Source organism: Sporosarcina sp. NCCP-2331, assembly GCF_023707945.1.
GTDB lineage: Bacteria > Bacillota > Bacilli > Bacillales_A > Planococcaceae > Sporosarcina > Sporosarcina cascadiensis.
The window spans coordinates 124,391-150,359 of the sequence record NZ_BRCD01000005.1 but is presented as its reverse complement, the minus strand read 5'-3'; the positions used below and the strand labels follow the sequence as shown (position 1 = coordinate 150,359).

Genomic DNA, 25,969 nt, shown 5'->3' with positions numbered 1-25,969 from the left:
TCACACGAAGAACGAGTTTTTTTATTTTATTTTGCTGTTTCAAGCGGTACTGATTCTACTGAAATATTAGCAATACGAACTGTATCACGAGCCAGCATGATTTCTTCATTTGTCGGAATGATCAATACTTTAACAGGCGAATGCGGGAAGCTGATATACGCTTCCTGTCCTCTGACGTTGTTAAGGCTAGGATCGAAATACACACCCATAAATTCTAATCCGTTCATTACCTTTTCCCGCACAATCGCACTGTTCTCACCTATTCCTGCAGTGAAAATTATCGCATCGACCCCGCCCATTCCAGCTGCGTACTGACCAATATGCTGGTGAATCCGATCGGTAAACACATCAAGAGCTAATTGCGCGCGTTCGTTTCCTTGTTCAGCCGCTTCCGTTATATCACGTAAATCACTGGAAAATCCGCTTAAGCCCAGCAAGCCGGATTTCTTATTTAAAACATTGACTACTTCGTCAGCTGTCTGTTCGGTGCGTTCCATCATATACGGAATTAGAGCCGGGTCAATGTTTCCTGACCGCGTGCCCATGATAACACCTGCTAAAGGAGTAAAGCCCATAGACGTATCAACTGACTTACCGCCCTTAACTGCTGCTATACTTGCACCGTTTCCTAAATGGCAGGAAATAAGACGTGTATCTTCAAGCGGACGGTTCAGAATCTTTGCCGCACGTTCGGTCACATATTTATGACTTGTACCGTGGAACCCGTATTTACGAATTCCGTATTTCTCATAATATTCATATGGCAAAGCGTACAAAAACGCTTTTTCAGGCATTGTCTGGTGAAATGCAGTGTCGAAGACCGCAACTGCAGGTATGTTCGGCAGCGCTTCTTTAAAGGCTTTAATCCCGACAATATTAGCCGGATTGTGCAAAGGTGCAAAACCTGAGATTTCTTCAAGTCGTTCAATTACTTCCTCATCGATTAGAACTGAATCACTGAATAGCTCTCCCCCATGAACTACGCGGTGCCCCATTCCGTCAATTTCATCGTAAGATTCGACAACACCTTCACTCAAAAGATGCGCGAGCAGCATGCTGACTGCCTGAGAATGATCCGCAATATCCAAAACCTTCTCGATTTTCTTTTCATTCGTTGACATAGAAAAAATCGAATTGTTCAGACCGATTCTTTCGAATAACCCCTTTGTAATCTCTTCTTCTGTCGTCATCTCAATCAATTGAAATTTTAAAGATGAACTTCCTGCATTAACCGATAAAATTTTCGGCAATTTTATCCACCCCTTCAGTTCACTATTACGTTATTAAACGTTTCAAACTAGTATAATGCCTACTAATTTGAAACGCAATTAAAAATATGAAATTTATTCTATTTCTCTGTAAATATTTTCATAATTAGAAAAATAGAGGAAGAGCGACCGCTCGGTCACTCTTCCTTATTTCCCATCCAGCGGCCCACTTTAGCAAAAAAGCTTTGCATTGCCCGTACGTCGCCTAATTCAGGTATCTTCGCAAGCAATACATCAGGGATAATCATTTGCGCATCAGGCTGCTGTAAAAGCAGGATGCTTTTCGCAAAACGCTGATCTGCAAATAATGAAGCAGGAAGTTCAAACAGCCCTCTCAGCAGTTGATGATCTTTCAGAAACAGTAATAGAGGTTCAGCGCCTTCTGCTGTCAGAAGTCTGGACGGCACAACAAAAAATCCGTAGCCTCCCGGTTTCACATAACGCATTGATTGTTCAATATAAAGATAATGTGAAAAAGCATGTCCTTCTTCAGGCATAAGCTCATAATCCAGCGCTACTTCATCATCGGGATAATACCCTACCGGAATATCGCTGACAACCGCATCTACCAAATCCATCGGCAACGGACGCATAGCATCCTGCAGATAGAAAGATACAGGAAGCTGCAGCAAGTTCGCTGTAGCAGCGGCAATTTGAATTAATACATCATCAATTTCCACTGCACTTGCCGAAGCATTCCCTTCGAATTGGTTCAATACGGTAAAGAGCAGATTACCCGTTCCAGCAGCCGGGTCTAAAAAGGTCGCGTCTTCTGTCTGCTTCATTAACTTGTTAACCAAATAGCCGATTAAATAGCCAATGGAATCAGGTGTCATCTGGTGGTGCGCCTGCGCAGACTGCTTCATTCCTTTTAATAAAGCCAGCTGCACGCCTTTTCGAATTTCTTCGGGTTTCACCGGACTCTCCAATTCCACAGCACCCGGCTGATCAAGCCATCTTTCACTGGCTGCCAGCACCGCATCTAAATATAGCCCGTCGGCATTAGCTGCATACTCATCATAATAAGTAAAAACTTTTTCCATATTGTTCATTGTATTTCCTCCATGAAGAAACCCACCTCATCAGGTGGGTTGCGATTTAATTCAGTTCTTTTACCGCTTGAATGGCTGCATCATAGTCGGGATGGTCGGTTGCTTCACTGACATATTCTACATATGAAACACGGTCGTCGCGGTCCACTACGAAAATGGAGCGGGTTAATAAACGCAGTTCCTTAATCGCAGTGCCAAACGCTGTTCCGAATGAAAGATCTCGGTGATCAGAATATAGCTGTAAATTCTCGACTCCTTCAGCGTCTTTCCATCTCGCCTGCGCAAAAGGAAGATCGACAGAAATAGTTATCACTTCTACATCATCCCCAAGAGCAGTCGCTTCATCATTGAAACGTTTTGTCTGAAGAGAGCAAACACCTGTATCGACGGATGGCACAACACTGATGAGACGTACTTTTCCTTTCGACTCGGCCAGCGTGACCGGCTTTAGATCATTTGAAAGCACTGTAAAATCAGGTGCTTTTTCTCCAACCTTTACTTCTGTTCCTTCCAAATGGACAGGGTTGTTCTTAAATGTAACATTTACCAAATCAATCACTCCTTTTAAGCTAGTGTACTAAAAGCCCGGGTCTTCTTGCAACTGATGCTGTTCAGACGTGTCTGTTTCAGTCAATTTCTTTTCTTCAAATAGACGCTCATGTACGACCGCTGTGTCAGCAAAAATATCATGAAGCGCATTTTTATGAGGAGTAAACAATACGAGCAGATACGGTATCCACAGCATCTGCGAAATAAAACGTCCGATTCCTTCTCTGAATAATACCGTATTCCAGTCCAGCTTTTCTCCATCCAGCTTAACGACCCGTATGCCCATAATCATTTTACCCACGGTTTGACCCGCCCATTTGGTCATCAGGATAAAGTAAAGCAGAAGCAATAAAAGTGCCGCAATTTTATAAGGACTGAATAAAAAGGCAAATGGTTTAGTAATCCCGGCATCGAGCAAACGGAAAATCGGCTTAATAAAAATTCCGCTGATTGCTGAAACCATCAAAAAATCAATCAAAAATGCCCAAAGCCTGATCCAGAAACCCGCATATTTCGGCTGAAAAAGAGACGGGTATGCCGGCAATGGCCGCTGTGTGTTCAGCATCTCATTCGTCATCATACACTCTCCTCCTTACTCACCATACAAATACATCATCCGGGGGGCTTGATTTTCCGCAATCATTTTTTTGATAATTTGTGATTCAACATCTCCACCGAATACATCATGTGCTTTTAATGATAAGAGTGAAGCTAAATTATCAGGCGCACCATATTCAAAAACGGATGCATTTTCCAAATGATAGTCTTCTTTCATTGCAGAAACCACAGCCGGTAACTTCCCATAGTCATCCGCCAGACCTGCTTCAATCGCTTGGCGTCCATTCATAACGCGGCCGTCCGCTACTTTACGCACTTCTTTTTCATCCATTCCACGTCCTTGAGCAATGATATCTACGAAACGATTATATGAATCATCAATCATTTCCTGAAGCATTTCCCGCTCTTCGGGTTTCATCTCCCTCGTCGGACTCATCATATCTTTGTAAGGGCCTGATTTAATCGTCGGAAAATCGACACCATATTTTTCGGCCAGTTTTCCGTAATTGATTGACTGCATGATGACACCAATTGATCCAGTCAACGTTTCTGGATGAACGAAAATCTTCTCTGCCGGGGCTGAAATATAATAGCCTCCTGAAGCCGCCATTCCACCCATGGCAACGTAGATTGGTATCTCTTTTGTTTCTTGCATTTCAGTAAACGCATCATAGATATCGGATGATTCCAATACCCCGCCACCCGGCGAGTTCACTGATAGTACAATACCTTTTACCGTAGGATCTTCATTCAATTGAGCTAACTGCGCCATAAAGCGCTGGTGATTATATTCCGTGCCGCTGAATAAAGATGCCGCACCCGTATCTTGGATAACGCCATCTACTGAAAGTACCGCAATCCGTTCATCCATACTTCCATCTTCCACGACTGTTTCCTGCACATCCTGTTCAACCGCCGTAATTTCATTGAGAAGATTATTCCAGTCTCTCGTAAAAAACCAAGACATTGTGTTGATTCCGATCGATACAAAAATCAAAGTCGCGGCTACTGCCACTGCAATCCATCTTTTCGCTGTCATTCGTTACATTCCTCCTTTGTTCACAACTTACTGTACGTTTCTGATCGTTCAAATGTTTCATTCATGCTACACTTACTCTATTAACTGACAAAGGGGACGATTTCCAATGGCTACTGAACAGACAATCTATTTATTCAGCCGGCTTGACGAAGATATGATTCATAAAAAAGCATATGTCGAGAAACAATTGAAAAAAGAAGGTTTTACCCTAACTGATCATCATACGGAAGCTGCTGTCATTATCAGTATCGGCAGCGACGGAACATTTCTCCAAGCCGCCAGAAAGACAGATTTCCGCCGGGACTGCCTGTATATAGGGCTGTCTGTAAAAGGAGAACACGGTGTGTACTGTGACTTTAAATACGATGACATCAGTTCATTAGTGCGTACCTTGAAGCAGCCAAATATTGAAGAACGTCATTACCCGCTGCTTGAAGTCACAATAAATCAGCATAAACCCTTCTTTTGTCTAAACGAATTTAGCATCCGATCTACAATTATACGCACGTTCGTGATGGATATTTCAATTGACGAGCTGCTGTTTGAGACATTTTTGGGAGATGGTATGATCATCTCCACACCGACGGGCAGTACTGCTTACAATAAATCAGTCCGCGGTGCAGTGATTGATCCGCTGCTTCCTTGCTTCCAAGTTTCCGAACTGGCATCGGTCAATAATAACCGCTACCGCACACTCGGTACTTCGTTCATTTTAAGCGGCAGCCGAAAATTGACACTTGATATTCAACAGGAAGGCAACGAGTTTCCATCTACTGCTGCTGATAATGAAGCACTGGCAGTAAAACAAGTAGAAAAAGTAGAAGCAGTGCTGAGTGACCGTGTTATTCGGACAGCTAAGTTGTCCGACAACTCCTTTTTTGAGAAAGTCCAGCGTACATTTTTCTGATACCAAATCAAAGGGCTGTTCAAACGTCGGACTAAGACGACTTTTGAACAGCCCTTTTCATTTTTAATCTTGTGAATTCTGTTCTTTTTTACGCAGTTCTACACGCATAATTTTGCCTGAACTTGTCTTGGGCAGTTCATCTAAAAACTCAATCTTACGCGGATACTTATAAGGAGCTGTCATTTGCTTCACATGCTGCTGCAATTCTTTAATCAGCTGTTCTGACCCGGCCGCTGCATCTCTGAGAACGACAAATGCTTTCACAACATTGCCGCGTTCGGGATCCGGACTGCCGACTACCGCGCACTCACGGACAGCAGGGTGTTTAATTAATGCATCTTCCACTTCGAATGGCCCAATTGTATAACCGGAGCTGACAATAATATCATCTCCGCGTCCCTCAAACCAGAAGTAACCGTCTTCATCTCTCTTTGCACGGTCGCCCGTTACATAATATTCACCTCTGAATTGCATTTTCGTACGTTCCGGGTCATTTAGATATTCTTGGAACAGGGCGGGGGTTGATTGATGGACGGCGATATCCCCAACCTCATCCGCAGCCGCAATCGTTCCTTCATCCGTAATAATCTCCACCTGGTTGCCAGGAGTCGGCATCCCCATTGAACCGGGTTTCGCTTCCATGCCGATCATCGTGCCGACCAGCAGCGTATTTTCCGTCTGACCATAACCGTCGCGAACAGCCAATGAAAATTGCTTATCGAAAATTTCAATGATTTCACGATTCAGTGGCTCACCCGCTGATACGGCACTTTTAATAGAAGCTAATGAAAAGTCGCTGAGGTTTTCCGCTTTTGCCATGAAACGATATTCTGTCGGTGTACAACAAAGCACATTAATTTGATATTCATCTAGAAAATTAAAATACTTATCTACATTGAATTTGCCATTATAGACAAATCCTGTTGCCCCGCTTCCAAGAACAGATAAGAACGGAGTCCAGATCCACTTTTGCCATCCGGGAGCTGCAGTTGCCCATACACGATCCCCTTCTTGAATGCCAAGCCAGTTCGGTCCGGTTGTACGCAGATGCGCGTATCCCCATGCATGCGTATGAACGACGCCTTTTGGTTTGCCTGTAGTGCCTGATGTATAGGACAGGAAAGCGGTATCCGTACTTTTTGTATTGCTGGCAGTAAATTCTGAAGAGGCATTCTTTTCCTGCTCTGTCAGCGGGATTTCTCCTTCTTCTGCTTTGCCAATAATAAAGACTTTCACATTATCAATATTGCCGACATGTTCCAGCTGGTCATTGAAGGCGTCAAAGGCAATGATTGCTTTCGCTCCGCTATGTTCGATTCGATATTCAATATCAGAGGAACGCAGCATTTCTGAACTGGGGATGACTACTAGACCCGCTTTGAGCGCACCAATATATGTAACATATGCTTCAATCATACGCGGTACCATAACTAACACCACATCACCTTCAGCCAGGCCGTTAGTGGTCAGTACATTGGCTGTGCGATTGGCGGCTTTCATGAGCTCATCGTAAGTTACTTCTTGCTGCTGATTTTGAGAGTCCACGTAAATTAGCGCTTTCCTTCCGTCGCCTGTCGCATATTTTTCGAATTCAGAGACGATATTATAACGATCAGGTGCGAGTAATTCTTCTCGGTTCATGTTCATTCCCCCTTTTACATAATAGTACCAGTATACAAATACCATGCGTACATTTCAAAATTTTTGTGTCACGATTACATTCACTTCATTATATAAAAAGCAACTTATACTATTTTCATAGTACAAGTTGCTAAATTATCTATTATTAAAAGTCTTTCTGCTCTTCAAATGCATCATCAATTAACTCTTTACCTACTTTATCTTCATATTTATCGTAGACAGGCTGTGCCTTCTCTAAAAACACAGCACGTTCCTCATCCGATAATTTAGATACTTTAATCCCGTTAGGATCTGCTTCATATTTCTTACGGATTTCTCCATCCATTTCTTCTTGCAAGTCCCTTTGATATTGACTTGCTTCCTTAGCCGAATCTTTTAATAAAGTTTGTTGTTCCGGTGTCAGCGTGTCCCAAACCACTTTGGAGAATAAAATTGGTATGGCATCATATATGTGGCTCGTTTCGACCAAATAATCCGCCACTTCGTTAAAGCCCATCGTATCGATATTAGCATAAGGATTTTCCAGACCATCCACTACACCTTGCTGCATAGCAGTAAACACTTCTGTAAACGCTATGGGTGCTGCACTTGCGCCAAGTTCTTCAAAATGCGCGATGTGGATCGGATTATCGATTGTCCGGATCCGTATACCTTTCAAATCATCCGGTTTGGTGACCGGCTGACTCGTATTGACGGCAATATGTCTGAATCCCTGTGTCAGCCAGCCTAATCCTATGAATCCCGACTCTTCTAGGTCCTCCATTACTTGATCGCCAATCTTTCCGTCCAACACATGCTCAGCCGATTCACGATTTTTAAATAAGTAAGGTAAATCGAATAGTAAGGATTTATTTGTAAATGAACTTAAAGGTGCTGTAGTCGGCAATGCTGCTTCTAACGTACCGTTTTGAAGAGATTCCAGCATTTCCCGGTTACTTCCCATCGTACTATTTGCAAATACTTCAACAAATAGTTCACCGTCTGATTTTTCATTGACTAAATCTGCAAACTTTTGGATTCCCAAGTGAACCGCAGTTTCTTCGGTTGCTTCATGACCAACGCGGATTGTTTTTGCCTTCACTTTATCCTTCGATGTTGCATCGGCAGAAGTCGAATCATCTCCGCAGGCCGTCAAGAGAACCACTGTGCAGATCATTACAAGCATCATAAAAAGTCTTTTCATTTTACATCCCCCTCTTTCTATTTTATCTTCACCAAACTCATCACATCAATCATCCAGGGTTTCCTCTCACCTCCTTTATCTTTTGAAATAGAGTTACAGCATATTCGGAAGCACCATAATAATGGAAGGGAATAATAGGAACAGCAGCAGTAACACGAGCAGGATGACCAGGAACGGCATCACTTGCCGCACTATACTTTCAAACGGCACTTTCGCCACCCCTTGTGCAACAAATAGTGATACGCCCACTGGAGGAGTCAAGTACCCTATTGCCAGATTGATTGTCATTAATACTCCAAAGTAGACGGGATCGTAACCAAGCTGGATGATAACCGGCAAGAATATTGGAGTGAATAAAATAATATTTGAAATGGTATCGATAAACATCCCTGTTATTAACAGAAACAGCATGATCAGCAACATAATGACGATTCCATTACTGGAGATTTCAAATAAAGTATTCGCAATCCTTTCCGGAATATGCTCCATTGTAAGCAGCCGGCCAAAAGTTAACGAACCGCCAATTAAGAACATGATAATTGCAGATAACAGTGAAGCCTCAATGAGACTTTCTTTAATTCCTTGCCAATTTAAACTTTTGGATACAAGCAGACCGACCAGCAAAGCATATACAGATCCGACTACTGCCGACTCGGTCGGTGTGAAAATTCCTGCATAAATACCGCCAAGTATAAGGATTGGCATAAACAAAGCCCATTTTGCATTCCATAGTTGTCTGCCTACAGAGACTTTTTCTTGCTGTTCCAGCTCTTGCATTTCAAGAGAAACAATGCCATAACCTTTCTTTTTACAAACTAGGTAATTTACGATAATTAAGCCAACACCCATTAAAAGCCCCGGGATAATACCGCCTATAAATAATTTCGTTACGGAAGCTCCAGCCACTACACCGAACATAATTAAGGGAATACTTGGCGGAATGACGACACCTATAATACTGGCTGCTGCTAAAAGTGCTGCAGAGTAAGCAGGCGGATAATTCCGCTTACTCATTTGAGGAATCAATATTGAACCAATGGCGGCTACAATTGCAGGCCCTGACCCTGAGATTGCTGCAAAGAACATACTGGCTACAATCCCTGCCATTCCAAGACCGCCGGGCATTTTTCTAGTAACTCCTTCTGCCAGTCCAACTAAGCTGTCTGCAATCCCGCCCTTTCCCATTAAGGTTCCTACCAGCATAAAGGCCGGCACTGCCATTAGCGGAAAAGAATCTGCAGAAGTAACCATTGCCTGTGCCAGTAAATTGAACATCGGGGTTCCCGGATGAAATACCATGAATCCGACAATGGTGGAAATTGCAATGGCTACCGCAATTGGAACTGTCAGGAGCATGCAAATGGCTAATGTGATGAATAATACTGTTAGCATGTTTTATCCCCCTAATCTAGAAGTGGTCAATAGTATCATTTTCTTTATCACTTTCGGGGTTCATACCACTCCAATTACGAAGAGCAGGAACTATGTTTATGAATACCATCCTTAATCCAAAACCCAGCATACCGAGTGCTCCCGGAAGGTACATGACCCAAGTTGGCATTCCCCAAATGACAGGAAAGGTTTGGCCGCGCGCCATAATATCCATCATCGATAAGTAAATGCGGTACGCCATGAAAAAACCGAATGCCGCTGCAATTACATCACCGACTAAAAATACTCTCGGATGCCATCTTTCCGGAATGATCATTGTGATGGCTGTTACTCGTAAGTGCATTCTCTTTGAGACAGCCAGACTAATTCCTGCAAATGTAATCCAAACAAACATTACACGGGTCAATTGCTCTGCCCATGGCAAAGTAAATGACAATACATACCGAGTGAATACCTGGCTGGCCAAAATAATAATCATAGCTGAAAACAGCACGATAATTACATATTCTTCAACGGCTAAAAAGCGTTTTTTTACAGTCATATCATTTCACTCCCCACTTGAAATTAATTAGCGAAAGTCTTTAGATTTACTACATTTTCAAAGTGGTCCCTGTCAACACCATCTAAGATTAACGTACACGTTCTTTGTTTTAACGTTGCTACAGAGTTTTCCGAAATGTAGGAGCAATGCGGGGTGATTAATACTTCTCTCTGTTGTAAAAGAGGATTATCCTGACGCGGAGGCTCCTCTTTCAATACATCTAATCCTGCACCACCTATTTGACCTGCAGCAATGGCCGCAGCTAAATCCTTCTCATTTACAACTCCTCCTCTGCAAGTGTTGATCAGAAAGGCTCCTTTTGGCATCAGCTGAAGTGTTTCAGAATTCATGATATTTTCCGTTTCCGGAGTGATTGGTATATGCAGGCTCAATAAATCTGATTGAGTTAATAATTCTTTCATCGAAACGCTCGTGACACCTAATTCATCAAATACTTGCCGGTCAGCATATTTATCAAAAGCTATTATTCGAGATCCAAATGTCTGAAGTTTCTTAGCGACTAATTGAGAGATCCTTCCAAAACCGAATAACCCTATCGTCATGTCTTTGAATCTTTTAAACGGCAGTGTTTCCAGAGCATCCCACTTTCCATTTTCTACTTGCCGACTGTAACTTTTAATCCGGCGGCTTACAGCCAGCATCAAAGCAATCGTATGATCTGCCACTTCCTCTACACAATAATCAGGCACATTGCAGACAGGAATTTCTTTTTCCGCTGCTGCCTCGATATCGACGTGATTGAATCCCACACCATATACAGCAATCACTTTACAACTGTCTAATTGATCGATGATCCTTTTCTCACAATTAAATCCCACTTGAACGATGACGCCATCCGCGGCAGGACCATACTCTGCCAAGTCATCAGAAAGAGTAGCAGAAGTGGATACTTTCAATGTGAATCCATTCTGATTAAACAATTCTTCTTCCAGATGATGTTCCGTCCACTCATCATCGAGGATCCAAACAAGTTTCTTGCCATCCTTCATTTCTGCACCTCCATTTTTAAAGCACTTCTTTTAAAGCCTGAATTAATTTATTATTTTCTTCATTTGTACCAATAGTGATTCTTCCGTACGTTGAAAGCTTCCAAGGAGTGCACGGTCTGATCAAAAGACCTCTTTCCATAAGTCTTGCAAACACCTTTGATATATCTTGTTTGACATTAACGAAAATGAAATTGGATTGAGAGTCTACTACTTCACACTCGAGGTCTATTAAAGCATCAGTCAATCGCTGTCTCTCAGAGCAGTTTTTTTCAAACACACCGGCTCCGAATGCTTCATCCTCCAAAGAAGCCAGAGCTCCTGCGAGCGCAATTCTATTGACCGCAAATGTTTGTCTGACAGCTTGTAAAGATTGTATATATTTTGAATTTGCCATAGCGTAGCCAACTCTCGCTCCTGCTAAGCCGTAAAACTTAGAAAATGTTCTTACACCAATTACGGGAAGTCCTGCTTTGATGAAATCGATGCATGTTTTATACTTTGGTGAATCTACATACTCCACATAAGCCTCATCGAGAATGGCGATAACATGTGAAGGTAAACTTTCAAGAAATGTCAGCAGTTCATCATCATCCACAATAGTTCCCGTCGGATTATTTGGATTACAAATGAAGATCAGCTTAGTCTTGTCAGTGACCGCCTCGAGAATCCCTTTCAAATTGACTGTGAAATCTTCGTTGGATGTAACTTCAACAGGAACCCCGCCCATCAGCAATGTGACCGCTTCGTAGCTGGAAAAGGTCGGCTGACAATAAATCACTTCATCACCCTCGTTGATATAAGCATGGCCTAGGAGAGAGATAATGTGGTCTGCACCATTAGCTACGATCAATTGCTCAGCATCCAGCCCATATTTCTGCCCGAGCGCTTCGCGAAGCTCACGGCTCGTAGGCTCGGGATAAAGCCAACTATCACGCACCGAACGCAACATAGCGGAAAGCGCTTTTACGGATGGTCCATACGGATTCTCATTCGATGCGAGTCGGATCACCTCATCGAGTCCCAGCTCCCTTTTCACATCTTCAATTGGCTTACCCGGAACATAAGGCGTTAAATTATGTACTTCCTTACGCCATAAGTTTTTCATCATAATCATTCTCCTTTTCATTCATTTTCAATAATAAAATGACGGAAGCAAAACCAGATATTTGATAAGGAATAAATAGTTCGTTACAACTTAAATATTTTAAAAACTAATCAGGTTAGATCAATAGCAAGCAAGAGTCATTATGTACTATATACTTTGCAACTTCCGTGCCAAGAAGCAGGTTAGAATTAAAATAAAAGAGCTAAAGTATTGGAAACCCTTTATTTGCAAGCACTTATTTTTTCCTAAATAAAAAATATTCAGACTAATTAAAAGACTTGCTGCTATATAATTTGAAAATGTCATTGTTTAGTGCAGATATTATTTGCATTTCGATATGAGAAAATGAAAATAGGTCAGTCTTATATAGCAATTCTCTACTTTTCCCTCCTGCAGAAATTACTTGCATGCAAATATCTTTTTATTGCATAACTTTACACATGGTCTGGGAAAATCTGAATGGAATAAGGAGCGGAGTTTTCTGGGTTAATAAATCGTACTCTTCTCCAGAACATGTAGTTATGTGTTTGCAAAGTCGAGCAACGAAAACACACCAACTCTACTCGGTACTTTGCAAAGAGCAACATGACATACTTTCCCCACACCAGCGCAGGCGCAACTGCGGGGTCGGCCGTGGCTGTGAGACTGCTGGCATGTTCTTCGCCAGTAGGCTCATAGCCTAAGGCAATCCCCCAGCGCCGAAGTTGATTCAAACTGCAAACCCACATCTCAATCAAACCACCTGCAAAGTCGGGCAAGCGAAACCGAAACAACTAAATCCACCCTTTGTAAAGAAGCATTGCACAGCATAATCCTCGCAATGTCTACCAGACAAGATGTCAAGAATCGATTTTGATGCAGACCCATAACTAAATCGAAACAATAAAGAGGCTGTCGCAAAAAGTCATGTTATAGGACTTTTTGGACAACCTCTTCAAATGTATGAGTAAAGGAGAGAATATAGATTTTCCTTTGGCCGGCGATTCTGCATATCGTCAGACAAAAGATCGGACTGAAGTAATTGATGTCGCTTATAGTTTTTTCTGCGTTAACGTATCATCGCGTAATAAGAACTGTGCCAATTGTTCAATTTGTTCAGAAATATCACGATCTCCAAGTAATGGAGGACAAATTTCACGCACTTTTTCCAAATAGGATTTAGTGGCAGGCGCCAGCTCGCTTTCAGCATGATCAAGATGAATCGCCTGTGACGCACAAATTAGTTCGATTGCAATGACACGCGCACTATTATGAATGATTTCACGCGCTTGTCTGGATCCGATCGTCCCCATACTGACATGGTCTTCCTGATTAGCTGACGTCGGAATTGAATCCACGCTTGCAGGGTGTGCAAGTACCTTGTTCTCTGAAACCAGCGCGGCCGCGGCATATTGTGCAACCATCAACCCGCATTCAAGACCGGGATCTGTCGCAAGGAACGGTGACAAGCCGCTTAACTGCGGATTCACTAAACGCTCAATTCTCCGCTCAGAAATATTAGCCAATTCTGCGGCACCCACCTTCATGAAGTCCATAGCCAGAGCAATTGGCTGTCCATGGAAATGTCCGCCTGAAATGATTTCCCCGTTTTCCAGAATGATCGGGTTGTCAGTCGCAGAATTCATTTCCACGCTTAAACGGTCTTCCACATACTGGAATGATTGCCATGAGGCACCGTGGACTTGTGGAATACAGCGAATAGAATAGGCATCCTGCATACGAATCTGACCCTGACTCGTCACACGTTTACTGCCTTCCAGCCAATTTCGAATCCGGGATGCAACTACTTCAAATTCTCTGTGGGGCCGAACTGCCAACAGCTCACTGTCAAATGCAGTAATAATCCCGCGCAACGCCTCCATTGTCAAACTCGCTGACATATCCGCCGCGTATCCGACACGCTCCACTTCATTGAAGCCGATCACACCGACTGCAGTCATTGCCTGAGTTCCATTTATGAGGGCCAGTCCTTCTTTAGCCTGAAGAGTAACCGGTTCCAAACCTGCACGCTTCAATGCTTCGCCGCCTGTAAGGATTTCTCCCTTATATTCAGCACGGCCTTCTCCAATAAGGACAATGGCTACATGTGCAAGCGGAGCCAAGTCCCCGCTTGCGCCGACCGATCCTTTACAAGGTACAACGGGATGAACACCTTTATTTATCATCTGAACCAATAGCTGGAGCGTATCTTCTTTAATCCCTGAAAAACCTTTTGCTAAAGCGTTCGCCCGTAAAATCATCATTGCACGAACTACAGGCTTTGGTAATGGATCACCTACACCCACAGCATCTGCACGGAGCAAATTAAGCTGTAACTTCGCGATATCTTCTTCCTCAATTTGAATATCACTTAACTTCCCGAATCCCGTGTTCACTCCATAAATAACTTTTCCGTCTCTCAGTTGTTTTTCAATTCGCTCTCGACTTTCTAGCACGCGTTTAACGGCCTGTTCAGAAATACCGACTTGTACATTTTCATAAACTATGCGCTCAATCTGTTGCCTATCAAGTGACTCTCCATCTAGTTGAATTACCTTTTTTTCGCTCATCGAAACACCTCTAATTCTCTGATTTTATAAAATAACAGCAGCTATTATTCCGAATACGAATAAAGGAATATTATAATGAAGGAATGTTGGTACACATGTATCCCATATGTGATGATGTTTACCATCCGCATTTAATCCCGATGTAGGTCCAAGTGTACTGTCTGACGCGGGTGAACCAGCGTCGCCCAGTGCACCGGCCGTACCGATCAGCGCAATCGTCGCTAGCGGGCTGAAACCCATTAACATACATATCGGTACGAATACAGCGGCCAGAATTGGAATGGTCCCGAATGATGTACCGATTCCCATTGTGACCAGCAATCCTATCAATAATAATAATGCAGCACCCGCAACTTTTCCATAGCTGAAATAACTTTCTACAGCCGTTACTAAACTGTCTACCGAACCTGTATCTTTTAAAACGGTGGCATACCCGGAGGCAAGGAGCATGACAAACGCGATTGCACCCATTAGTTTCACACCTTCTTGGACCACTAATTCGCCTTCACCCAATGTAACAACGCGTGCGGCAAACATGACAATAATTCCGACCAGCGCACCGATTACTAAAGAATGCGCTGTGATTTGAACAGCAAGCGCGGCGACAATGGCAACGAGAGTCATTATGTCACGCAACTCTAATTTCTGTTTAACATTCTCTGTTCCTGCAGCCAGCTGCAAAGTTGTAGCAAACATCTCTGCATGGACAGCGCGTTCTTCTTCCGTTTCATAGTCACGCGGTTTGCGATACGTTATAAAAACAGCAATGAATAATCCTACAAACATGCCCACTGCAGGCAATGCCATCGCCAGAGGAACTTGTGAAAGAGTGACCGGCATGCCGTTCGAGCTGATTTCCTGCACGATGATGCCATGGAATATTAAGCCATAGCCGGCCGGGATCAGAATATATGGCATCTTCAAGCCAAAAGTCAGTGCACAGGCAACTGCTCTCCGATCTAAACGTAAATAATTAAAGAAGATTAGTAAAGGCGGGATCAGTATCGGTATAAACGCGATATGGACCGGGATTAAGTTTCCCGATAAACAAGTTAGACCCGCAATCATAAGCAGCAGCATATATTTATTCATCTTTTTAACAGACAATAATTTATTGATCAGCATTTTTGTAATATTCGAATGCGCAATCATTGCGGCGAATATACCTAAAAGAATATAGCTTAATGCTGTTTCCGACTGACCGCCCATTCCGCCAAGAAAGGTGGAAAGTGTTTCAGATAATGACAAACTGGAGAGAAGTCCTGCTGTAATTGCTGCCATTAATATTGCAAATATTACGTGTACTCTGGCCAGACTTAATACCGTTAAAACTATTACAGAAATGAACACGGGATTTGTTAACAAGTAGATTCCTCCATAATTCTATTTTCACATCTGAGATCAACCTTACTCTCCAATTTGTCATCATGTATTACTTGTGGCTGTCATACCATTGCTGAATCAGTGCAGCTGTCAGTCTTCCTGTATTCGTCAAGTTTTCTTCACTTATACACTCTCTGAATGAGTGAATGTTTTGGAATCCATTTCCAAGTGTCAGACATGTCAAGCCATTTTCATTCAGCACATTTGTATCGGCGCCGCCGAGTGTTTCAGTTAAATACGGCTTTATTTCAATATTTTCAGACGCGTTCAAAACAGTTTGCGTCAATATATGATCTTCTGGAATCGAGAAACCGCTGTATTTTTTCTCAATTGTCACTTCTACTTTACCGCCTCTAGCTTCCACTGCTTTTGTCATCGCATCTTCCATATGCTGTAACTGCTTATCCAGTTTTTCTTTAGAAAAGCTGCGTACTTCACCGGCCACTGTAACCTCTCCGGGTATGATCGATGTCAGTTCTCCACCTTCGATTATGCCGATATTCGCCAGCGTTTCATTATCAATTTCACCGAGGTGGATTTCCAATAAACCTGCTGCAGCCAGGATGAAAGCATTATTGCCTTCTTCAGAATTCAATGCAATATGCGCTGCATTCCCTTTTACTTTCATCCATATTCTGCTGCTGTAAGGCCCTTTCAAAATCGTCTGCCCTACGTCTCCGCTGCTGTCGAATATGTAGCCGAAATCACTTTTGGGTCTGCTGTAGTCTAAATAGCGTGCGCCAACCAAACCGGGTTGTTCGTTCACTGTTAAAACCAATTCGATCGGCCCGTGAGGAATCCCGCTTTCAATTACCGCCCGTACTCCTTCAATATATGCAGCTAATGCAGCCCGGTCATCTGCTCCAAGAATAGTCGTTCCGTCGGAGTAAATCACTCCGTCTTTAATAACCGGTTTCAAATCCTTAGTGGACAGGACTGTATCCATATGAGTAGAGAAAAACAAAGGTGGCACCGATGAGTCCGTTCCTTCTTTATAGGCAATCAGGTTTCCAACTTCTCCGTCAAAGCTTTTATGCGCTTCGTCAAACTGAAGTGTAAAACCAAGTTCAGGGAGGGTCTTTTTCAAATAGTTAGCAACTTTTTGTTCTTTTCCGCTTGGGCCATCTATTTTCGCCATTTCCAAGAACAAATCCAGTAATCGTTTTTCATTGACACATTCTGCCGCATTTTTTTTTACTTGTTTGTTTGTCATTAAATAAAACCCCTTTTCTTACTGTAATTTCGCTTGATCCACAACAACTTTTCCGTCTTTCAAAACGGTTTCCACTATATTCGTCCCAAGTTCGTATGCGATATGGACATAGGAGGGAATTGACCAAATTTGAAGATCTGCTATTTTCCCTTCTGCAATGACACCGCGGTCATCTAAGTCCAATGCACAAGCTCCTCCGTATGTGGCTGCTTTGATTGCTTCTTCCACAGTGAATTTATAGAGTCTGCAAGCCAAGTTTATTACAAACTGCATGGATTCCGTGTAGCAAGCAGGACATAGATCCGTTGCCAAAGCTATATTCATTCCCAGATCTAGCATCTTTCGTGCCTCAAAAGGTTTCTTATGATTCACCGCAAAATCTAACGCAGGCATCAATACACCTGTAACCTTTGATTGAGCTAACTTTTCCATTACTTCCACTGGTGTGTAGTTCAAATGATCGACTGATACCATATTCATTTTGACTGCGAGGTCAGATCCGCCAATGTAGGAGTAAGCATCAGCGTGCAGTTTAGGTTTCATGCCATATTTCAAACCAGCTTCCAAAATTTGTTCGGACTCTCTAGCTGTAAAGTATCCGTCATCACACCAGGCATCACAGAATTCCGCGAGTTTCAGCTCTCCGACTTTCGGAATCATCTCATCGATAATAATGCGAAGATACTCTTCCTTCGTCACACCTTCAGGAAAACCATGTGCGCCTAAAAAGGTATTGTAGACATCAACCGGGGTTTCTTTATCAAGGCGCCGTCCAACTTCTAAAATTTTTATTTCACTTTCCGTAGTGAGCCCATAGCCGCTTTTGCTTTCGATGGTTGTCATGCCGTACTGCAGCATGTTCATCATCCGCTTTTTTGATTGTTGAAACAGCTCTTCCTCAGATGCATGACGAGTCAATTCAATTGTCCGGTTTGGTCCTGTAGTAATACCAAGATCTTCTAACCTTTTTCGATCATCCCCCGCTAATTTTGCGGCGTACTCTTCTACTCGTGTGCCATTGAAAACCAAATGCGTATGGGAATCAACAAAACCGGGCGCAATAACCTTACCTGTTGCATCAAGTTGAACAGCATCATTCAGGTCAAATATCCCGCTGCCTTCTTCCTCTTTACCAACACCTGCAATACGGCCATCTTTCACTGCAATCCAGGCATCCTTTATAACACCTAATTCAGACATACTATCACCAGTGCAAGTCAACACTTCCGCAGCATGACGAATAACCAAATCAACTGGTTTTCTTTCATTCATTTGAGCCACAATAAAAACCTCCATTCAAACATTGCCTTCCACCTCAAAAGGTAAGCGTTTTCACAAAAACAGGAAAGCTAACGGCGTCACTATGATTAAAGACAATACCGTACGAATAAACCATAAGAACAGTATTTCCCGCATCTTTATGGGTATATCTGTGGATAAGATACACGGAATAAGTGCTGAGAAAAATAAGATTGTAGAGATGGATATACTAGCTATGATAAATCTTGTATGCAAGCTAGCTTCCACAACCATTAACGACGGCAAAAACATATCCACTAAATTGATCATGGCAGCTTTTGCAGCAAGAAATGGTTCGGGTATTTGCAGCAGCCAGGTTAATGGCAGAAATAAGTATGCCAAATAATCAAAGATAGGCGTATGATTAGCCAGGATCAGCCCCAGCAGTCCAATTGCCATGACAGACGGCAAGATACTCATCGCCATTAAAACGCCGTCCTTCAATGTAGATAGGACATTTTTCAGAAGACTGGGCGCATTTTGAGCGGTTATCATAGACTGATGCCACGCCTGTTGAATTCTTTTTTCTTTGATGACTATCTCTGGAAAACCTTCACCCGTATAATAATCATCCCGGATTTTATTGATTGGCCACATTCTTACTGTGATTGCTGTTACTAAAAATGTAACGAAGAATGTAATCCAAAAATACAGATTCCAAATTTCCATTAGATCTAACGTCTTCGCTACAACCACCATGAATGTAGCAGAAACAGTGGAGAATCCGGTTGCGATGATAGTTGCTTCACGTCTGGAATATTTTCCTTCTTTGTAAATACGATTAGTGATTAACAGACCAATGGAGTAACTGCCAACAAAAGAGGCAACAGCATCAATGGCTGATCTTCCCGGTGTCCTCCAAATAGGTCTCATGACAGGCTGCATAAGAATCCCGATGAATTCCAATAGACCGTACCCTACAAGCAGAGCTAAAAAAATTGCACCAATCGGAACCAAAACACCAATAGGAGTTACTACAACAGAGAAATAATACGGACCCATATCTTCTGCCATCAGCCATTCTGGTCCAGTTTTGAATAGAACCAAAGCTGCAGCGACAGCACCCAGAACTTTCATTCCGGATAATGCTATATCGATTTTTGATTTTCTCCAGCTGCCTGCGTAGAATGGATAGATTGCACCGAGCACCATGATCAAAAGTATATAATACGAGACAACGGATGGCACTGTATTCCGAATCCACGTAACAAAATGATCCAATGGAATAGAGTTCTTCCCGTTTACTTCAATCGGAATAAAAAACATAAATACACCAATTAAACTAAAGAAGAAAAAGCTGAAGATATTCCGGCCTGAATAAATATTCCCTTCTTTTTCTGGTAATGTACTATTCATTTGGTCCACGTCATTTTTTACATGGTTCATCGCTTTCACCCGCCTAAGCAGTTTTTGAAAAAAGAAGGGAGGATGTCAAACAGGTGCTTGACGTCCCCCACCCGCTTCTCATTATATTTGCTGCATTATTATTTAACTTTTGTTTTTTCCAAGTCTTTCGGCCCGAATGTAGCCTCGCGCTCCCACCATAGTGGAATTTGAATACTTTCTTCTGTTAAGTTCCCTTGACCATTCGCTACGTCGCGCGCAATTTCATATCCAGCCTGCGCATGGCGAACAACGCCGATTCCAGAATCCACAGTCATAGCAACTTCCAGGCGCATATCTGATTCAGCTGTTCCATCCGCCACCATTGTTACACCCGTATGAACTGCTTCACCCATTGAATAGTTCGCTTGGATTGCGATTAAATCACACATTCCAACAGCGTTCAAAAGTCCATTTAGCATCGGCCAGTCAGAGATCAAGTCGCTGCCGTCTTTCATGTTTTCAGATTCAAATGTCGGATTAACGATTGATCCTGAGTCCAAGTTGTCACGTGAGAATGCAACTGGTCCAGCCAGTTCACCGCGGCGAATCATATCATTGACTTCCAGCGCAAACTTTTTACGCTGTCCGAAGCCCATATAACAGATACGTGCAGGCAATGCTTCGATAGGAATATGTTCTTTTGCCAGCTTGATCCAACGAGTAACCAGGAAATCATCCGCAAACTTCTCAAGAATCATATCATCGATTTTGCGAAGATCTTCCGCTTCACCTGACATGCATACCCAGCGGAATGGTCCGCGGCCTTCACAGAACAACGGTCGGATGTATTCTGCCACAAAGCCTGGCAAGCGTTTTGCTTCTTTTTCATCCATACCCGCATCAATACATTCTTTACGATGACTCGTTCCATATTCGAATGAGTGAACCCCTTCATCCATAAATTGAATCAATGCCTTCAATTCACGAATCATTGTTTCGCGGCCTTTTTCCAGATACAGATTACGATCCGTGTCACGAAGCTGTTCAGCCTCTTCAACCGTATATCCTGATGGCAGATATGAAATCGGGTCATGTCCCGGAGTCATGGATGTTGCAATTTCTGGACGGAAATCACTCTTCAGTACTTCTTCAAACACATCAGCTGCATTACCTACTACAGCGATGCCAAGCGGTTTACCTGCTGCGGCATATTCTTTTGCCTTTTTGATTGCCTCATCAAGTGAAGGTGCCAATTCATCGATGAAGCCCTTTTCGATACGGCGGTTAATAATATCAACATTTGAATCAACCAGGATACAAACACCGCCATGCATTGTCATAGCACGAGTTTGGTTTCCGCCCATTCCGCCTGCTCCTGCAGTCAGCAAGATTTTGCCGACAAGAGAGTCATTATAGTGAAGTCTTGCAATCGCGGAAAGTGTTTCGAACGTCCCTTGGATGACTCCCTGTGTTCCGATATATTCCCAAGGTGCAGCTGTATAGTTTGCATAGATTGTTAAGTTCTTATCCTGTAAGTCATAAAATGTCGGCCAATCTGCTTTCATGATGTTTGTAGTTGCCATTACTACTGTCGGAGCATATTTATGCGTCTTAAATACTGCTACCGGCATACCGGATTGTACTACGAGAGTTTCATCGTCTTCTAGTTCTTTCAACGTTTTTACGATAGCATGATAAGATTCCCAGTTACGAGCTGCCTTTCCGATACCGCCGTAGATAACCAGCTCTTCCGGCTTCTCTGCGTTTTCCATATTATTTTCTAACATTCGAAGGATCGTTTCTTGTCTCCAGCCTTTACAGCGTAACTCAGGTCCTCTTTGTGCCTTTACCGAATATAAAATTTCTGGTTTAGTTGTCATAATGAATTCCTCCTGAAAGTTTGTTTTTTGGTGTCTCGCTATTATATATTGCAAATAGCGTGCCAACTTTATAGTTTAAGGGAAATAAATTCTGATTATTAATAAAAAGGTTGCTGTATCAAGGTTTTAAACTAGCAGAATAAGAAAACGAAAAAACAAGATATACTATGCAAATTCGGTCTGTAGTGCAGACAAATTACTCATCTGCACCTGCCCTTCCCTTAGCTTTTTCCATCATAACCCGCTCGCGGTAAGCGCTTTCAGAGGTTGCAGATATATTTTGCATGCAAGTGCAGACTTTTCTGACAGTTGCGTGTTATAATAAAAACTCTTCATAACAAGGAGGTTTTGATGGATGTTAGCCAAAACAATAGGTTCATTGATGCAAAGTTTCGTTGACGGGGTCATTGTCCTCGATAACTCAAGCGAAGTGTTATGGTTCAGTTTAAAAGACAATTTAAGCTTTACAATTGACTCAACAACTAATATAAAAAAGCTATTCAATCGAGGAGAATTACGATTTATCGATAACGAAGAATTCTTTTTGGAATTACAGGGACAGCAGCTTCAAGTTTCCGTAAAGTTAATCGAAGAACCACAACAATTGATCGTGCTGTGTATAAAGGAATTTGCCTTTCAGCTAGATAATAGCGAAGCGCGTCTTTTTTGTATGGAGAAAGTGATTGAAACCATTGATGAAGGAATTATGATGAGCAATGCTGAAGGCGAAATCATCGTCTATAATGATGCTCAGGAAAAAATGGAAGGCTTAAGCGGGCAAGAGATTATTGGAAAGCCACTATGGGATGCCTATAATTATAATCCGCAGTACTCCGAGCATCGGCATGTATTCAAAACAGGAAAACCTATATTTTCCCGTTATCGCGCACATTCAAAGATTGCGGGCATACCGAAGTATGTTAATTACAGTACGTATCCAATACAGAAAGATGGAGAAACAATCGGAGTTTTCTCTATCAGCACAAACGAGTCAAAATTAAAAGATCAACTCTACCAAACAATCGAAATGAAACGCAGCAACAATAAGCATGATGAAGAGAAAACCTTTTCCACAAATGGAACAGTCTTTACATTTGAAGATATTAAGGGGCAAAGTACATCACTCAGGGAATTATTACGTGAAGCACAAGCGGTATCCGTCCATAACGCAGACACATTAATCGTTGGAGAAACAGGTACCGGCAAAGAGCTGTTTGCACAAAGTATGCATAATCACAGCTCCCGCAGAGATAAACCATTTGTTGCGATTAACTGTGCTGCTATCCCTGAAAATCTGTTGGAAAGCACATTGTTTGGTACGGTAAAAGGCGCTTTTACCGGGGCAGCCGATCAAATAGGATTATTTGAATTTGCGGAAGACGGGACTTTATTTATGGATGAGATCAACTCTATGCCAATGACATTACAATCGAAACTAATGCGTGTCTTGCAGGAACGTTTAGTTCGGAGAGTCGGCTCTAATAATGTAACACCGGTTCGATGTACAGTTATCAGTGCATCCAATGAAGATCCGGAAAAATTGATTGCGGAAGAGCGGATGCGTCTTGACTTGTTTTATCGCATCGCCAATACAAGTCTCCACATCCCTCCTTTACGCGACCGGCCGGAAGATATTTTATTTTTCATAAATCACTTCCTGGAGACTTTCCAATCAAAATTGTCTATCGTAGCTCCTCCCCTGTCACCTGTGCTGCGTGATGCGCTGCTTAGATATCCATGGCCGGGGAATATTCGTGAGCTGGAACATTTAATACAAAATATTGTAATCCGGGTATCAGATGAAGCGGAAGAAATTAAAATTGATCATTTACCATCCTATATACGGGGGAAAATTTTAGTGCAGCAGCAATTTCATACTAACGGAGAAGTTAAAGCGAGAAGACCGATCAAAAATGTATTAAACCATTCAAAAAAGCAATTTATACAATCCGCATTGGAACAGACTAACTGGAACATATCAGCAGCAGCCCGCAAACTTGGCATTACACGACAAAGTCTGCAGTACCATATAAAAAAACATAATTTAGAAAAACCATGATAAAGCAACGGGCTATTCTGAAAAGTTGGTTTCAACTTTTTATATAGCTCTTTTTCATTTCAAATCTAACCAATTTTCATTACATAATTAGGTTCAGAATAATAAATTACATGAGAAGGCACACTCATGTATTACATACATTCTCTCAGTAACTATCAGTAAGCCCAATAGAATATAGAAATTCGTTATAGAAATGGCAGAATATTATGGTATGATGAAATAAATTAAGTGTAAGCGCAATCATTTTCTTTAAAATTGGATTGTTTTATTTTAGGAGGTTAAACCAATGGAAATGATTCTACAGCAAAAACAAGAGTTAAGTTTGCGGATGACACCTGAATTGCGTCAGGCCATTGAGTTACTACAATTATCAACGTATGATTTAGAACAATATATTAGGGAACAGGAATTAGAAAATCCACTGATTGATTTACAGGAGTCAGATGGAAGCGACAATTTTCAGGAATCAGCAGCAGTTAAATCATCTGGTTCAGCAATGGAGCAGCTGGATTGGGTAAAGCAGCAGGAAGAGAGTAAACGTGACCAGCTGATTAACCAAGTCAATTTAACTTTCAGTGATTACGACACACAACAGTTGTTGAAAGCTTTGATTCATAACCTGGACGATAATGGATACTTATCTGGAGACATACTATTTCTAGAGGAGTCCAAAATAGAGTCAGGAATTGAACTGCTGCAGCAAATTGGACCTCCCGGCATTGGCGCCCGCAATTTACAGGAATGTCTCTTACTGCAGGCAAATCAATGTGAAAACTGTCCGGAATTAGCTGAAGTCTTTATTCGAGATTATCTTTTACTCGTTGCAGAGCATAAATGGCCCGAGATTGCGAAGGGTATGGAAATATCATTGCGTAGCGTACATGAATTGCATGAGTACGTCTTGACATTAAACCCCAGACCCTGTCCTGAACTTACCATCGCAAACACGGAATTCATGATTCCAGACGTCATCGTCGAAGAAAAAGAAGGTCAGTTGTCATTCCGTTTAAATGATAAAGGACTACCGAAGATTGGACTGCAAAGGGAATATGTATCTAATCTGCAGGGTAAGTCGGAGTTGTCATCGTACCTGAGGGATTATCATAAGAAAGCTCAATGGCTGCTGTCGAGCATTGAACAGCGCAGAAATACAATCATCAGAATCGTTACCAATTTGATTGAAAAACAGGAGGCGTTTTTCAGGAAAGGTGCCGAATCACTGCAGCCAATGACCCTGAAAGATATTGCAGACAGCATCGGGATGCACGAATCTACGGTGAGTCGTGCGGTATCTAATAAGATTATGCAAACACCAGTCGGTTCATTTGAAATGCGTACATTATTCACTTCTAAGTTATCTGCACAAGATGGGAACAGTATTTCTCAATCAGCTGTCAAGTCTTTATTGCAAAAGTTAATTGGAAAAGAAGATAAAAAGAAACCTTTATCTGATCAAAAGATCGCTGACTCATTTCTAGAGGAGCAAGGGATTACGATATCAAGAAGAACTGTTAGTAAATATCGTGAAGAACTCCTTATTCCCTCATCCAGTAAACGAAAAAGAGTTCTATAACAAGAATCGCTAAGCCGAAAACCAATCACTTTTGATTGGTTTTTTTATGAACTTGAAACCGAAATGAGCTACTGCACGGTTTGAAGCCGCCATCAGCATGATGAAATAAATTGGAATGTATTATTTGCAAATTTTAAAGCAAAATAAAAAGACCGTTCTGCGTGAGCAGAACGGCCGTCTTACTGATTACTAATTACTTTGAATAACCGTTCATTTGAGATTGAGCCTGACGCACTAATCGCTTAGTAATTTCTCCGCCGACGGAACCGTTGGCACGCGATGAAGCATCTGGTCCAAGTTGTACACCGAATTCAGAAGCGATCTCTTCTTTCATCTGGTTTAGTGCTTGTTGTACTCCTGGTACTAAAAGCTGGTTTGAGTTGTTGTTGCTGTTTGGCATGTCGTTCACCTCCTTGTGACTATAGAATGGCCACTTTTGAAA

The 25,969-nt window shown here is 42.2% G+C and carries 22 protein-coding genes; 3 read left to right on the top strand and 19 right to left on the bottom strand.

The annotated features are described in order from the left end of the window. Nucleotides 1–26: 26 nt before the first annotated feature. The 5 genes from NCCP2331_RS04780 to sppA all read right to left on the bottom strand — a co-directional run bounded on the left by NCCP2331_RS04780 (nucleotide 27) and on the right by sppA (nucleotide 4,466). Nucleotides 27–1,250 carry an acetate kinase gene (locus tag NCCP2331_RS04780; protein WP_251668912.1) on the bottom strand — a complete coding sequence of 408 codons (1,224 nt, stop codon included), beginning with the start codon at nucleotides 1,248–1,250 and terminating at the stop codon, nucleotides 27–29. A gap of 155 nt (nucleotides 1,251–1,405) precedes the next feature. After that, nucleotides 1,406–2,320 (bottom strand): class I SAM-dependent methyltransferase, encoded by a 915-nt coding sequence (locus NCCP2331_RS04775; protein WP_251668910.1) that lies wholly within the window; start codon nucleotides 2,318–2,320, stop codon nucleotides 1,406–1,408. Between the two features lie 46 nt (nucleotides 2,321–2,366). Next, a complete protein-coding gene (gene tpx / locus NCCP2331_RS04770) occupies nucleotides 2,367–2,870 on the bottom strand; it encodes a thiol peroxidase (protein ID WP_251668908.1) in 504 nt (167 codons plus the stop codon). Between the two features lie 27 nt (nucleotides 2,871–2,897). Further along, complete coding sequence (locus NCCP2331_RS04765) at nucleotides 2,898–3,449, bottom strand: RDD family protein (RefSeq protein WP_251668906.1); 552 nt, start codon at nucleotides 3,447–3,449, stop codon at nucleotides 2,898–2,900. A gap of 12 nt (nucleotides 3,450–3,461) precedes the next feature. Beyond that, nucleotides 3,462–4,466: a signal peptide peptidase SppA gene (sppA, locus tag NCCP2331_RS04760; protein ID WP_251668904.1), complete on the bottom strand. Its 1,005-nt coding sequence runs from the start codon at nucleotides 4,464–4,466 to the stop codon at nucleotides 3,462–3,464. Nucleotides 4,467–4,572: 106 nt separating this feature from the next. Between sppA and NCCP2331_RS04755 the strand changes: the two genes are divergently transcribed. Continuing rightward, entirely contained in the window at nucleotides 4,573–5,373 is an 801-nt protein-coding gene (locus tag NCCP2331_RS04755; RefSeq protein WP_251668902.1) for an NAD kinase, read from the top strand. Between the two features lie 63 nt (nucleotides 5,374–5,436). Here the strand turns inward: NCCP2331_RS04755 and mbcS are convergent, their stop codons facing one another. The 13 genes from mbcS to hutU form a co-directional block, all read right to left on the bottom strand. Next, nucleotides 5,437–7,014, bottom strand: a complete 1,578-nt coding sequence (mbcS, locus tag NCCP2331_RS04750; RefSeq protein ID WP_251668899.1) for an acyl-CoA synthetase MbcS — start codon at nucleotides 7,012–7,014, stop codon at nucleotides 5,437–5,439. 145 nt (nucleotides 7,015–7,159) lie between these two features. Next, nucleotides 7,160–8,197, bottom strand: a complete 1,038-nt coding sequence (locus tag NCCP2331_RS04745; RefSeq protein WP_251668897.1) for a TRAP transporter substrate-binding protein — start codon at nucleotides 8,195–8,197, stop codon at nucleotides 7,160–7,162. A gap of 93 nt (nucleotides 8,198–8,290) precedes the next feature. Then, nucleotides 8,291–9,589, bottom strand: a complete 1,299-nt coding sequence (locus NCCP2331_RS04740) for a TRAP transporter large permease (protein WP_251668895.1) — start codon at nucleotides 9,587–9,589, stop codon at nucleotides 8,291–8,293. 16 nt (nucleotides 9,590–9,605) lie between these two features. After that, entirely contained in the window at nucleotides 9,606–10,130 is a 525-nt protein-coding gene (locus NCCP2331_RS04735) for a TRAP transporter small permease (RefSeq protein ID WP_153722913.1), read from the bottom strand. A 23-nt stretch (nucleotides 10,131–10,153) separates the two neighbouring features. Then, entirely contained in the window at nucleotides 10,154–11,140 is a 987-nt protein-coding gene (locus NCCP2331_RS04730) for a C-terminal binding protein (RefSeq protein ID WP_153722914.1), read from the bottom strand. Nucleotides 11,141–11,156: 16 nt separating this feature from the next. Beyond that, nucleotides 11,157–12,248: a histidinol-phosphate transaminase gene (hisC, locus tag NCCP2331_RS04725; protein WP_251668893.1), complete on the bottom strand. Its 1,092-nt coding sequence runs from the start codon at nucleotides 12,246–12,248 to the stop codon at nucleotides 11,157–11,159. Between the two features lie 431 nt (nucleotides 12,249–12,679). Beyond that, a complete protein-coding gene (locus NCCP2331_RS04720; RefSeq protein ID WP_251668891.1) occupies nucleotides 12,680–13,018 on the bottom strand; it encodes a hypothetical protein in 339 nt (112 codons plus the stop codon). A 258-nt stretch (nucleotides 13,019–13,276) separates the two neighbouring features. Further along, nucleotides 13,277–14,794 (bottom strand): histidine ammonia-lyase, encoded by a 1,518-nt coding sequence (gene hutH, locus NCCP2331_RS04715; RefSeq protein ID WP_251668889.1) that lies wholly within the window; start codon nucleotides 14,792–14,794, stop codon nucleotides 13,277–13,279. Nucleotides 14,795–14,818: 24 nt separating this feature from the next. Beyond that, nucleotides 14,819–16,159 (bottom strand): Na+/H+ antiporter family protein, encoded by a 1,341-nt coding sequence (locus NCCP2331_RS04710; RefSeq protein WP_251668887.1) that lies wholly within the window; start codon nucleotides 16,157–16,159, stop codon nucleotides 14,819–14,821. Nucleotides 16,160–16,226: 67 nt separating this feature from the next. After that, complete coding sequence (locus tag NCCP2331_RS04705) at nucleotides 16,227–17,390, bottom strand: M20/M25/M40 family metallo-hydrolase (protein ID WP_251668885.1); 1,164 nt, start codon at nucleotides 17,388–17,390, stop codon at nucleotides 16,227–16,229. Nucleotides 17,391–17,408: 18 nt separating this feature from the next. After that, nucleotides 17,409–18,662 carry an imidazolonepropionase gene (gene hutI, locus NCCP2331_RS04700; protein ID WP_251668928.1) on the bottom strand — a complete coding sequence of 418 codons (1,254 nt, stop codon included), beginning with the start codon at nucleotides 18,660–18,662 and terminating at the stop codon, nucleotides 17,409–17,411. 60 nt (nucleotides 18,663–18,722) lie between these two features. Then, a complete protein-coding gene (locus NCCP2331_RS04695; protein ID WP_251668926.1) occupies nucleotides 18,723–20,045 on the bottom strand; it encodes a YjiH family protein in 1,323 nt (440 codons plus the stop codon). A gap of 128 nt (nucleotides 20,046–20,173) precedes the next feature. Beyond that, a complete protein-coding gene (hutU, locus tag NCCP2331_RS04690; protein ID WP_153722919.1) occupies nucleotides 20,174–21,895 on the bottom strand; it encodes a urocanate hydratase in 1,722 nt (573 codons plus the stop codon). 355 nt (nucleotides 21,896–22,250) lie between these two features. On the opposite strand from hutU, the gene NCCP2331_RS04685 reads away from it, so the two are divergent. Together NCCP2331_RS04685 and rpoN are read left to right on the top strand one after the other, a co-directional pair. After that, nucleotides 22,251–23,954, top strand: coding sequence for a sigma-54 interaction domain-containing protein (locus NCCP2331_RS04685; RefSeq protein WP_251668883.1), 1,704 nt, complete (start codon nucleotides 22,251–22,253; stop codon nucleotides 23,952–23,954). A 286-nt stretch (nucleotides 23,955–24,240) separates the two neighbouring features. Further along, a complete protein-coding gene (gene rpoN / locus NCCP2331_RS04680) occupies nucleotides 24,241–25,527 on the top strand; it encodes an RNA polymerase factor sigma-54 (protein ID WP_251668881.1) in 1,287 nt (428 codons plus the stop codon). Nucleotides 25,528–25,720: 193 nt separating this feature from the next. Here rpoN and NCCP2331_RS04675 read toward each other — a convergent pair whose 3' ends face one another. Further along, nucleotides 25,721–25,927, bottom strand: coding sequence for an alpha/beta-type small acid-soluble spore protein (locus tag NCCP2331_RS04675; protein ID WP_251668880.1), 207 nt, complete (start codon nucleotides 25,925–25,927; stop codon nucleotides 25,721–25,723). Between the last annotated feature and the right edge of the window lie 42 nt (nucleotides 25,928–25,969).

What these genes read in the sequence shown, in the direction of transcription:
- hutH (WP_251668889.1), bottom strand. Translation starts at nt 14,794, where the DNA reads ATGAGCGAAAAAAAGGTAATTCAACTAGATGGAGAGTCACTTGATAGG.
- NCCP2331_RS04730 (WP_153722914.1), bottom strand. Translation starts at nt 11,140, where the DNA reads ATGAAGGATGGCAAGAAACTTGTTTGGATCCTCGATGATGAGTGGACG.
- sppA (WP_251668904.1), bottom strand. Translation starts at nt 4,466, where the DNA reads ATGACAGCGAAAAGATGGATTGCAGTGGCAGTAGCCGCGACTTTGATT.
- NCCP2331_RS04705 (WP_251668885.1), bottom strand. Translation starts at nt 17,390, where the DNA reads ATGACAAACAAACAAGTAAAAAAAAATGCGGCAGAATGTGTCAATGAA.
- NCCP2331_RS04755 (WP_251668902.1), top strand. Translation starts at nt 4,573, where the DNA reads ATGGCTACTGAACAGACAATCTATTTATTCAGCCGGCTTGACGAAGAT.
- NCCP2331_RS04740 (WP_251668895.1), bottom strand. Translation starts at nt 9,589, where the DNA reads ATGCTAACAGTATTATTCATCACATTAGCCATTTGCATGCTCCTGACA.
- rpoN (WP_251668881.1), top strand. Translation starts at nt 24,241, where the DNA reads ATGGAAATGATTCTACAGCAAAAACAAGAGTTAAGTTTGCGGATGACA.
- NCCP2331_RS04735 (WP_153722913.1), bottom strand. Translation starts at nt 10,130, where the DNA reads ATGACTGTAAAAAAACGCTTTTTAGCCGTTGAAGAATATGTAATTATC.
- NCCP2331_RS04775 (WP_251668910.1), bottom strand. Translation starts at nt 2,320, where the DNA reads ATGAACAATATGGAAAAAGTTTTTACTTATTATGATGAGTATGCAGCT.
- NCCP2331_RS04695 (WP_251668926.1), bottom strand. Translation starts at nt 20,045, where the DNA reads ATGAATAGTACATTACCAGAAAAAGAAGGGAATATTTATTCAGGCCGG.
- NCCP2331_RS04765 (WP_251668906.1), bottom strand. Translation starts at nt 3,449, where the DNA reads ATGATGACGAATGAGATGCTGAACACACAGCGGCCATTGCCGGCATAC.
- hutU (WP_153722919.1), bottom strand. Translation starts at nt 21,895, where the DNA reads ATGACAACTAAACCAGAAATTTTATATTCGGTAAAGGCACAAAGAGGA.
- NCCP2331_RS04685 (WP_251668883.1), top strand. Translation starts at nt 22,251, where the DNA reads ATGTTAGCCAAAACAATAGGTTCATTGATGCAAAGTTTCGTTGACGGG.
- hutI (WP_251668928.1), bottom strand. Translation starts at nt 18,662, where the DNA reads ATGAATGAAAGAAAACCAGTTGATTTGGTTATTCGTCATGCTGCGGAA.
- NCCP2331_RS04675 (WP_251668880.1), bottom strand. Translation starts at nt 25,927, where the DNA reads ATGCCAAACAGCAACAACAACTCAAACCAGCTTTTAGTACCAGGAGTA.
- hisC (WP_251668893.1), bottom strand. Translation starts at nt 12,248, where the DNA reads ATGATGAAAAACTTATGGCGTAAGGAAGTACATAATTTAACGCCTTAT.
- NCCP2331_RS04745 (WP_251668897.1), bottom strand. Translation starts at nt 8,197, where the DNA reads ATGAAAAGACTTTTTATGATGCTTGTAATGATCTGCACAGTGGTTCTC.
- mbcS (WP_251668899.1), bottom strand. Translation starts at nt 7,014, where the DNA reads ATGAACCGAGAAGAATTACTCGCACCTGATCGTTATAATATCGTCTCT.